The organism is Sphingobium sp. FW306-1B-F04DB (assembly GCF_058781925.1).
In genome coordinates this window covers 1-7,021 of the sequence record NZ_JBYSXE010000087.1, presented here as the reverse complement: position 1 = coordinate 7,021, position 7,021 = coordinate 1, and the positions used below count along the sequence as shown (strand labels likewise).

General features: G+C 63.6%; 12 protein-coding genes and 1 other RNA gene. 8 read left to right on the top strand and 5 right to left on the bottom strand.

Annotated elements, in window-relative coordinates; translation table 11 throughout:
• Together AC3WJD_RS21415 and AC3WJD_RS21410 are read right to left on the bottom strand one after the other, a co-directional pair.
• Window positions 1-760, bottom strand: a 760-nt coding sequence (locus tag AC3WJD_RS21415; protein ID WP_492748786.1) for a TPM domain-containing protein, incomplete at its 3' end; no start/stop codon positions are given.
• Between the two features lie 61 nt (window positions 761-821).
• Window positions 822-1,403, bottom strand: coding sequence for a LemA family protein (locus AC3WJD_RS21410; protein ID WP_492748785.1), 582 nt, complete (start codon window positions 1,401-1,403; stop codon window positions 822-824).
• Between the two features lie 106 nt (window positions 1,404-1,509).
• Between AC3WJD_RS21410 and mscL the strand changes: the two genes are divergently transcribed.
• From mscL to AC3WJD_RS21395, 3 genes are all read left to right on the top strand, one after another.
• Complete coding sequence (gene mscL / locus AC3WJD_RS21405; RefSeq protein ID WP_492748784.1) at window positions 1,510-1,926, top strand: large conductance mechanosensitive channel protein MscL; 417 nt, start codon at window positions 1,510-1,512, stop codon at window positions 1,924-1,926.
• 149 nt (window positions 1,927-2,075) lie between these two features.
• Window positions 2,076-2,420, top strand: a transfer-messenger RNA (tmRNA) gene (ssrA, locus tag AC3WJD_RS21400).
• Between the two features lie 268 nt (window positions 2,421-2,688).
• Entirely contained in the window at window positions 2,689-2,985 is a 297-nt protein-coding gene (locus AC3WJD_RS21395) for a hypothetical protein (protein WP_492748783.1), read from the top strand.
• Window positions 2,986-3,106: 121 nt separating this feature from the next.
• Here AC3WJD_RS21395 and AC3WJD_RS21390 read toward each other — a convergent pair whose 3' ends face one another.
• A complete protein-coding gene (locus AC3WJD_RS21390) occupies window positions 3,107-3,331 on the bottom strand; it encodes a hypothetical protein (protein ID WP_492748782.1) in 225 nt (74 codons plus the stop codon).
• Between the two features lie 52 nt (window positions 3,332-3,383).
• Here AC3WJD_RS21390 and AC3WJD_RS21385 point away from each other — a divergent pair, with 52 nt between their 5' ends.
• From AC3WJD_RS21385 to AC3WJD_RS21375, 3 genes are all read left to right on the top strand, one after another.
• Window positions 3,384-3,644 (top strand): hypothetical protein, encoded by a 261-nt coding sequence (locus tag AC3WJD_RS21385; protein ID WP_492748781.1) that lies wholly within the window; start codon window positions 3,384-3,386, stop codon window positions 3,642-3,644.
• A gap of 179 nt (window positions 3,645-3,823) precedes the next feature.
• On the top strand, window positions 3,824-4,120 hold the full coding sequence (locus AC3WJD_RS21380; protein ID WP_492748780.1) for a hypothetical protein: 297 nt from the start codon (window positions 3,824-3,826) through the stop codon (window positions 4,118-4,120).
• 204 nt (window positions 4,121-4,324) lie between these two features.
• On the top strand, window positions 4,325-5,113 hold the full coding sequence (locus tag AC3WJD_RS21375; protein WP_492748779.1) for a hypothetical protein: 789 nt from the start codon (window positions 4,325-4,327) through the stop codon (window positions 5,111-5,113).
• Between the two features lie 80 nt (window positions 5,114-5,193).
• Here AC3WJD_RS21375 and AC3WJD_RS21370 read toward each other — a convergent pair whose 3' ends face one another.
• Window positions 5,194-5,418, bottom strand: coding sequence for a hypothetical protein (locus tag AC3WJD_RS21370; protein WP_492748778.1), 225 nt, complete (start codon window positions 5,416-5,418; stop codon window positions 5,194-5,196).
• A complete protein-coding gene (locus tag AC3WJD_RS21365; RefSeq protein ID WP_492748777.1) occupies window positions 5,415-5,969 on the bottom strand; it encodes a hypothetical protein in 555 nt (184 codons plus the stop codon). The genes AC3WJD_RS21370 and AC3WJD_RS21365 overlap by 4 nt, the downstream gene beginning before the upstream one ends.
• Window positions 5,970-6,222: 253 nt before the next feature.
• Here AC3WJD_RS21365 and AC3WJD_RS21360 point away from each other — a divergent pair, with 253 nt between their 5' ends.
• Entirely contained in the window at window positions 6,223-6,429 is a 207-nt protein-coding gene (locus AC3WJD_RS21360; RefSeq protein ID WP_492748776.1) for a cold-shock protein, read from the top strand.
• Window positions 6,430-6,434: 5 nt separating this feature from the next.
• Window positions 6,435-6,698 carry a translation initiation factor IF-1 gene (infA, locus tag AC3WJD_RS21355; RefSeq protein WP_492748775.1) on the top strand — a complete coding sequence of 88 codons (264 nt, stop codon included), beginning with the start codon at window positions 6,435-6,437 and terminating at the stop codon, window positions 6,696-6,698.
• Window positions 6,699-7,021: the final 323 nt, after the last annotated feature.

Sequence of the window (7,021 nt, the reverse complement as noted above, 5' to 3'; positions counted from 1 at the left end):
AGCCGCCACCGCCCGAGCCACCACCCCAGTCACCCGGTCCCCAGATCACGATGGGGCCATGCCCGCGCCGATATTTGCGCCCGCGCCTGCCGCCGAAGAACATCGGGATTACGATGAACAGGATGACGATGATCCAGAAGATCAGGGCGACCGGAACACCGTCGCCGCCGCGGTCCTTCTCGGCGGCGAGCAGTTGCTGCTGCCGCTTCGCCGCCTCCTCGGGAGGCAGGCTGATCTGCTGGATGATTGCGTCGGCGCCGGCTTCGACCGCACCTGGAATATCACCGTCGCGTAGTCGTGGCATCATCGTCCGGTTGATGATGACCCGCGAAAGCGCGTCCGTCAGGATCGGCTCGAGCCCGTAGCCAACCTCGATTCTTGGACCGCGCTGGCCTTTGGGATTGTTGGGAGCGATGAACAGGACGACGCCGTTGTTCTCGCCCTTCTGCCCAATTCCCCATGCGCGTCCGAGTTGATACCCATAATCGTCGAGCGGATAGCCTTGCATGTCGGCGATGGTGGCGACGACGAACTGCCGGCCCGTCTGTTTTTCGAATCCGGCAAGTTTCGCATCAAGCGCCGCTTCACGATCGGCGGGCAACACATTGGCATTGTCGACCACATGTCCCGTGAGCGGCGGAAAGCTCTGCGCCCACGCCGGGACCGCGACCAGCAGCAGGAGCAGCGTGAGCAACAGCCACACCACGTCATTCCCGCGAAAGCGGGAATCCATGAACACCATATCGGGGGAGTTCCTCATGATTCCGTGTTCCTGGATCCCCGCTTGTGCGGGGATGACAAGGATGAAAACGTCAGCAATCTCAGCCGAAATTCACCGTGGGCGCCTGTTCCGAACCGGGCCGCGCCTGATAGGGCACCATCGGCTTGGCGCCGTGGATGATCCTGGCGCCGATCAGGTCGGGGAAGGTGCGGATCGTCGTGTTATAGCTCTGCACCGCGGTGTTGTAGTCCTTGATCGACACGTTGATCCGGTTCTCGGTGCCCTCGAGCTGCGATTGCAGCGCGAGGAAGTTCTCGTTGGACTTGAGCTCGGGATATTTCTCCACCGTCACGCGAAGCCCGTTGAGCACGCTGGAGAGATTGCCCTGCGCCTGCTGAAAGCGCGCCACCGCAGCGGGGTCGTTGAGCTGCTCGGGGGTGAGTTGCACCTGCACCGCGCGGGCGCGGGCCTCGGTCACCTGCGTCAGCACGTCCTTTTCCTGCGCGGCAAAGCCCTTCACGGTCTCGACCAGGTTGGGGATCAGGTCGGCGCGGCGCTGATAGTCCGCCTGGACATTGGCCCATTTGGCCTTGGCATTCTCTTCGGCGGTCGGAACGCTGTTGATGCCGCAGCCCGCGAGCGTCGCGGCGAGTGTCAGACCGAGGAAGAAACGCGCTTTCATGGCAATCCCCTTTGAAGAATGGGCTTTCATGATAAAAACCCTTTGTCCGTTTGTCGAAGCCAAAGCGAAAATGGGCACGTTACGGCAGCACAACAAGGGGAAGGCCATGCTGAGGGAGTTCAGGGAATTCATCGCGCGCGGCAATGTCCTCGACCTCGCGGTCGCGGTCATCATCGGCGCCGCGTTCGGCAAGATCGTGACCTCGCTGACCGGGGACCTCGTCATGCCCGTGATCGGCGCGAGCTTCGGCAAGGTCGATTTCTCGTCGCTGTTCGTCGTGCTCGGCGATGTGCCCGCGGACTATCAGGGCTCGCTCGCCGACTATGCCGCATTGAAGGCCGCGGGCGTGCCGCTGCTCGGCTATGGCCAGTTCATCACCGAGCTGATCAACTTCGTGATCCTCGCCTTCGCGATCTTCCTGCTCGTCAGGATCGCCAACAGGATCAACCGGCCGGCCGAGGCGCCCGCGGCCCCCACCGAGGTCGAGCTGCTCACCGAGATCCGCGACGCGCTGAAAAAGTAGCTCCCCCACGTCATCCCAGCGAAGGCTGGGATCTGCTGAAGATCGAGGCGCTCTTCCCGTCGGCAGATGCCAGCCTGCGCTGGCATGACAGGATGGGATGCCCGCACGAGCGCCCCGATCGACCATGCCCCCGGCATCGCACGATCGGGTCACTTTTCATTTACACAACAATCCCTATATTGGCTGGTGCCGGATTCGTCCGGCTATGGCGATAAATCGTGTCGTATAATAGATGCAGCGGACCCGGGGGCGGTACCCGGCGGCTCCACCATAACCCTCTGGAAACAGGGGTTTCTGACGGGGCCGAACTAGGATCGACGTGTGTTGAAAAGCGATGCCTTTGCCCGGCCTGAATGCGCCGTAAAACCGTTCAAAACCACAAGTGCCAACGATAACGAAGCACTCGCTCTCGCAGCGTAATTTTGGGGCTAACGCCCTGAAATTATTCTAACAGAACGCGGTTCGGGCCGAACCGGGCAACAGAATCGGATTCCAGCGGCCCCGGGGGGGCCGGGCAACAGAACCCCCCGACCTCCACAGCCGCTGCGCCGCAACATAGCCCCACGGATTTTTTCAGCCCCGCCGCCTGACCCCGAGTCTTTGGCGTTCCAATGACTTTTCGCAATTATCCGCGTCATTTTTACGACTTCTCGTCAATCGCACCCGCTCGGTTCGTCGCATTTTCGGGAACGCTTTATGCTCTTCGGACTTTCTGCGCATTCCCGCCGCGATGATCCGCGGCCAATTGTGCAGGGGATACCCATGAAGACTGTTGTGAAATCGATCGCGCTTGCCGGCCTCGTGGCGCTTGCCGCCTGCGGCCAGACCCCCGCCGAGAATGTCGCCGAGAATGTCGAAGCTTCGGCGGACAATGCGGCGGACGCGATCGACGCGATGGCCGACAACACGACCAATGCGGTTGCCGAAGAGGCGCTCGAGAACGAGGCCGACGCCGTCCGCAACGCGGGCGACGCGCAGGCCGACGCGATCGAGAATGGCGCGATGAACGCCGCCAACGCGACCGTGCCTGCCAACGCCACCAATTCGACCGGACAGTAATCTTTCCGGGTCGCTAGGGCCGGGGCGCTGCGTATCGCGCCCCGGCTCGTTCGGCATCCGAAGGGCTGTCCGCCGGGCGCCATTCTCGTCCGGGCGGACCGCGAGGATCCACCCGAACATATTATCGCCGCCCCAGCGCAGGCTTGCGCCCGGACGATGCGGCGTGACGGCCGTTCGCGCCGGGATTGCGTGCTCCAGTATCGCTGCCCCCGGCTTCGCAAATGTCGAAGTCCTGATCGACGCGCGCGACCGGTGTCGCCGAGCTTTTTGCCTCCGTCCGCCAGACGCCTCCGACAATCTGCCCATTCCGCAAGGCCAATGGCGACACCTTGCGCGCCTTGTTCATCGGCGGTTCCGCCTGGATGGCCGATTGTAACGGCGGATCGAAGGAGAGTGCCATGCGTATCAAGCTGGTCCTGTTCGCTGCCGTGGCGATGACGGCCGGTGTGGCCCATGCCGGAAGCCAATCGTCGAACACGAGCTCGAACAGCTCTTCCAATAACGGCGTCGTGCGCGAGCGCATTGTCGATAGCTATTGCGAGGATGGCTATTGCGACCGCTATGTCGAGCGCCGGGTCTACCGCGACGACTGGCGCAAGGGCCGCGACCGCGAGCGGCATCGCTATAGCGATCGTTATCACGACTATGACGACGACTGACATCGACGCGTCCCGCGCCCGATAATCCGGTCCGCGCGTTCGTGCCGGACCCGCAGGATGAGCATGCCGGCATCATCCATTTACCTGAGCGGATGCACAGCCGGACAGAATCGCATTGTTCGCGCGTCAGCGCTCGGCTTGGAACGGCGGCGGGGGGCGTTAACCATTAGGAGAATTCGATGTCCCCATCTCTGACGAAACTGGCACCTGCAGTTGTGCTTTTGGCTGGTTCCCTGGGTTTGGGCGGCTGCGCCACCAAGGGGTTTGTGCGAGAGCAGGTCGCTGCCGTGAGCCAGCGCGTTGATGCGCTCGAAACGAAATTGCAGGCGACCGACGCCACCGCGAAGTCTGCATTGGCAGAGGCGCAGTCCGCATCCGGGCAGGCGCAGAATAATGGCCAGCGCCTGGATCAGCTCAATGCCCGCGTGGATGGCATCGAGCAGAAAATGCAGGAACGGAAGCGGCCGCGCAACTGACGCCGCAAGACGGCGAATTCCAGAGCATTTTCAGGAAAAGTGGGAACCGGTTTTCCGCCTGAAAATGCTCCATCAGATTGAACCAGACCATTTTCCGAGTCGATGAGCGTTCACGCTCATCTTGAAAATGGTCTGATCGGACCGTGCTTTCCGGCGTCGGCACCTTTTCGTGGCCGCGACCGTTTAATTTGAGTGCATCGAGCGATGATCAATGTCCTCCTGGCGCTTGCCGGACTTGCGCTGACCGCCTCTGTGCCTGCACAAGCGGCGGAGAGCCTTCAGGCGTCAGGATTGACGACGTCGCAGACAAGTGATGCGGAAAATGAGGGCGAGGCGGGACGATCGGAGGCCGCCACGCGCGTTGCCGACTGGATTGCCGCATCAGGGGATAACGGGTCCCTGCCGTACATCATTGTCGACAAGGCGGCTGCTTCCCTCTTCTTGTTCGATGCAAAGGGGAAGTCGCTCGGCCAGGTTCCGATATTGATCGGGGTCGCCGTCGGAGATGAGGCCACCCCGGGCGTTGGAACCAAGAATCTTGCCGAGATCGGCCCCGCGGAGCGGACAACGCCCGCGGGGCGTTTCCTGGCGAAATTCGGATTGGCGGCTGGCAGGCAGAAGGTGCTCTGGGTGGACTATGCGACGTCCGTGGCGCTCCATCCGATCCCGACCGGCAACCAGAAGGAACGGCGCCGCCAGCGGATGTTGTCGCCTGCCATAGACGACAACCGCATCACATTTGGCTGCATCAACGTGCCGATGGCGTTCTACAGCAAGAGCGTTCGTCCGCTTTTCCAGAAGAAAGGCGGATATGTCTATGTGCTGCCCGACACCAAGCCGCTCGAGGTGGTTTTTCCCCGCTTGCGCACCCAGCCTTTCCGGAGCGCTGCCGGGAATGTCGAAGTTTCGGCGGACAATGCGGCGGACGTGATCGACGCGGTGGCCGACAACACGACCGTGCCCGCCAACCCCACCAATTCGACCGGACAGTAATCTTTCCGGGTCGCCAGGGCCGGGGCGCTGCGTATCGCGCCCCGGCTCGCTTGCGCGCGCCCGCCCCGGCGGTGCGAGCCTCAGCGCACTTTCGCCTTGGCCCGGCGATCCCATTCGGCCCGCTCGCGCGCACGCTGCGCCTCGCTGGTCTCCTGTTCGCGCTTCACCGCCCGCATCGCCCGCCACAGCGCCGCGTTGGTTTCCGCCTCGGTCGCGCGCCGCGGCGCGCGTCCCGGCCTTCCGCCCAGCCCGTGGACGCGATGCTTGTGCAGGTTGAGCAACTGCAGCGCGAGCGGCGCAGTCATCCCCGGCATCGGCGCGTCGGACTCGACCAGCCCCGCCGAAAACAGGTTGCAGCAGCTTTCGAGCAGCCCCCATTCGAGCCGCGCATGCCCGTCTCCAGCGCCTCGTCCCACAGCCGCGCAAAGCCCTGCCAGCGATGATAATGGCCATAGGCCGAAGCCGGCGTCATTCCCACCTCGGCGCACGCCGCCTTGACGTTGCATGTCGCCGCCAGCGTCGCGAGAAAGCGCGCCTCGACGCGCGGCGTCCACTGCTTCAGCCGCGCCCGCGCGATCTGCGTGCGCCGGCCATTGCCGCCGCGCACCACCAGCTCCTCGCCATCGAGCGAGCCCCAGCCGGACGGGGGCTGTATCGCGCTCCCCTCGCGCAACCGCGCCTTGGCCTCGGCAATCGCCACATCGCTCTCGCGCCGGAACTCGGGATCACCTGAACGGTGCAGCTGCACCCACGACCGCGACACCCGCGCGCGCTCCGCCGCCAATGTCAGGTTCCCCGTCGCGCGCAAGGCAGCCATGAAAGCCGCCCGCCGCGCCGCGCTCGTCTTCGCGACCATGATCTGCCTCCTCTTCGATAGGGGGCAATTTCCATATGCCAACTGGCTGGCTGTAGGACAGGCCGGACGAACATAAGCGTCAGGGGGCGCGCGCGAAGCCTGCTTGATAATCGCGTCCGCGACCCCATATCAGGATGGCTATCGTCGCCTGCGACGGAAATCGACGCTTCCAGGCGGACTCTTCCCTTTCACGCTTCCTGGCTCCGTGCGCGCGTGCGCGCGGACAATTCATGTTTCGCGAAAGGAACATCTCATGCCCATCGGCAAGGTCAAATTCTTCAATATCGACAAGGGCTATGGCTTCATCGCGCCCGAGGACGGCGGCAATGACAGCTTCGTCCATATCAGCGCCGTAGAGCGCGCCGGCATGACGACGCTGCAGCCCGATCAGCGGGTCTCGTACGACGTCGAGAACGACCAGCGCGGCAAGCAGTCCGCGGTGAACCTCCAGGCCGTCTGAACCAGGTGGCCAAGGAGGAACTGATGACCATCGACGGGCGGATCGACGAGATCCTGCCCGACGGGCGCTTCCGCGTCCTGCTCGAAAACGATCATCGGATCATCGCCTATACGGCGGGGAGGATGCGGCGAAACCGCATCCGCTCCGTCGTCGGCGACCGCGTCCAGGTCGAGATGACGCCCTATGATCTCGACAAGGGCCGGATCATTTACCGGGAACGCACGCCGGGATCCGGCTTCGGCGGCCCGCGCGGCACCCGCCGCCGCTGACAAGTTCGCGGCGTTTCAACCGACAGGCGATTGCCTGCCCCGCCCCAGATGCTGCCGATCGCCGCCTTTGCCGCGGCGATCGCCGCATCGCTCTCGCGCCGGAATTCGTTGTCACCGGCGCGGTGCAGGCACACCCGATCACGAAACCTACGCGCTTCGCCTTACCCCTCCCTTTCAAGGGAGGGGACGGGGGTGGGTAGCGAGCGGAGCGAGCCTTTCTATTCAAGCGTTTTGATCGCCTGACGGCGACACCCACCCCTTACCCCTCCCTTGAAAGGGAGGGGCAGATATTGGGGGGTGGATTCAACCGGTCATTGCAACAC

Bases quoted from the DNA above. Each gene is read 5' to 3' on its own strand.
- AC3WJD_RS21375 (WP_492748779.1), top strand. From the start codon at position 4,325: ATGATCAATGTCCTCCTGGCGCTTGCCGGACTTGCGCTGACCGCCTCT.
- AC3WJD_RS21360 (WP_492748776.1), top strand. From the start codon at position 6,223: ATGCCCATCGGCAAGGTCAAATTCTTCAATATCGACAAGGGCTATGGC.
- AC3WJD_RS21390 (WP_492748782.1), bottom strand. From the start codon at position 3,331: ATGAACAAGGCGCGCAAGGTGTCGCCATTGGCCTTGCGGAATGGGCAG.
- AC3WJD_RS21410 (WP_492748785.1), bottom strand. From the start codon at position 1,403: ATGAAAGCGCGTTTCTTCCTCGGTCTGACACTCGCCGCGACGCTCGCG.
- mscL (WP_492748784.1), top strand. From the start codon at position 1,510: ATGCTGAGGGAGTTCAGGGAATTCATCGCGCGCGGCAATGTCCTCGAC.
- AC3WJD_RS21370 (WP_492748778.1), bottom strand. From the start codon at position 5,418: ATGACTGCGCCGCTCGCGCTGCAGTTGCTCAACCTGCACAAGCATCGC.
- AC3WJD_RS21365 (WP_492748777.1), bottom strand. From the start codon at position 5,969: ATGGTCGCGAAGACGAGCGCGGCGCGGCGGGCGGCTTTCATGGCTGCC.
- AC3WJD_RS21380 (WP_492748780.1), top strand. From the start codon at position 3,824: ATGTCCCCATCTCTGACGAAACTGGCACCTGCAGTTGTGCTTTTGGCT.
- AC3WJD_RS21385 (WP_492748781.1), top strand. From the start codon at position 3,384: ATGCGTATCAAGCTGGTCCTGTTCGCTGCCGTGGCGATGACGGCCGGT.
- AC3WJD_RS21395 (WP_492748783.1), top strand. From the start codon at position 2,689: ATGAAGACTGTTGTGAAATCGATCGCGCTTGCCGGCCTCGTGGCGCTT.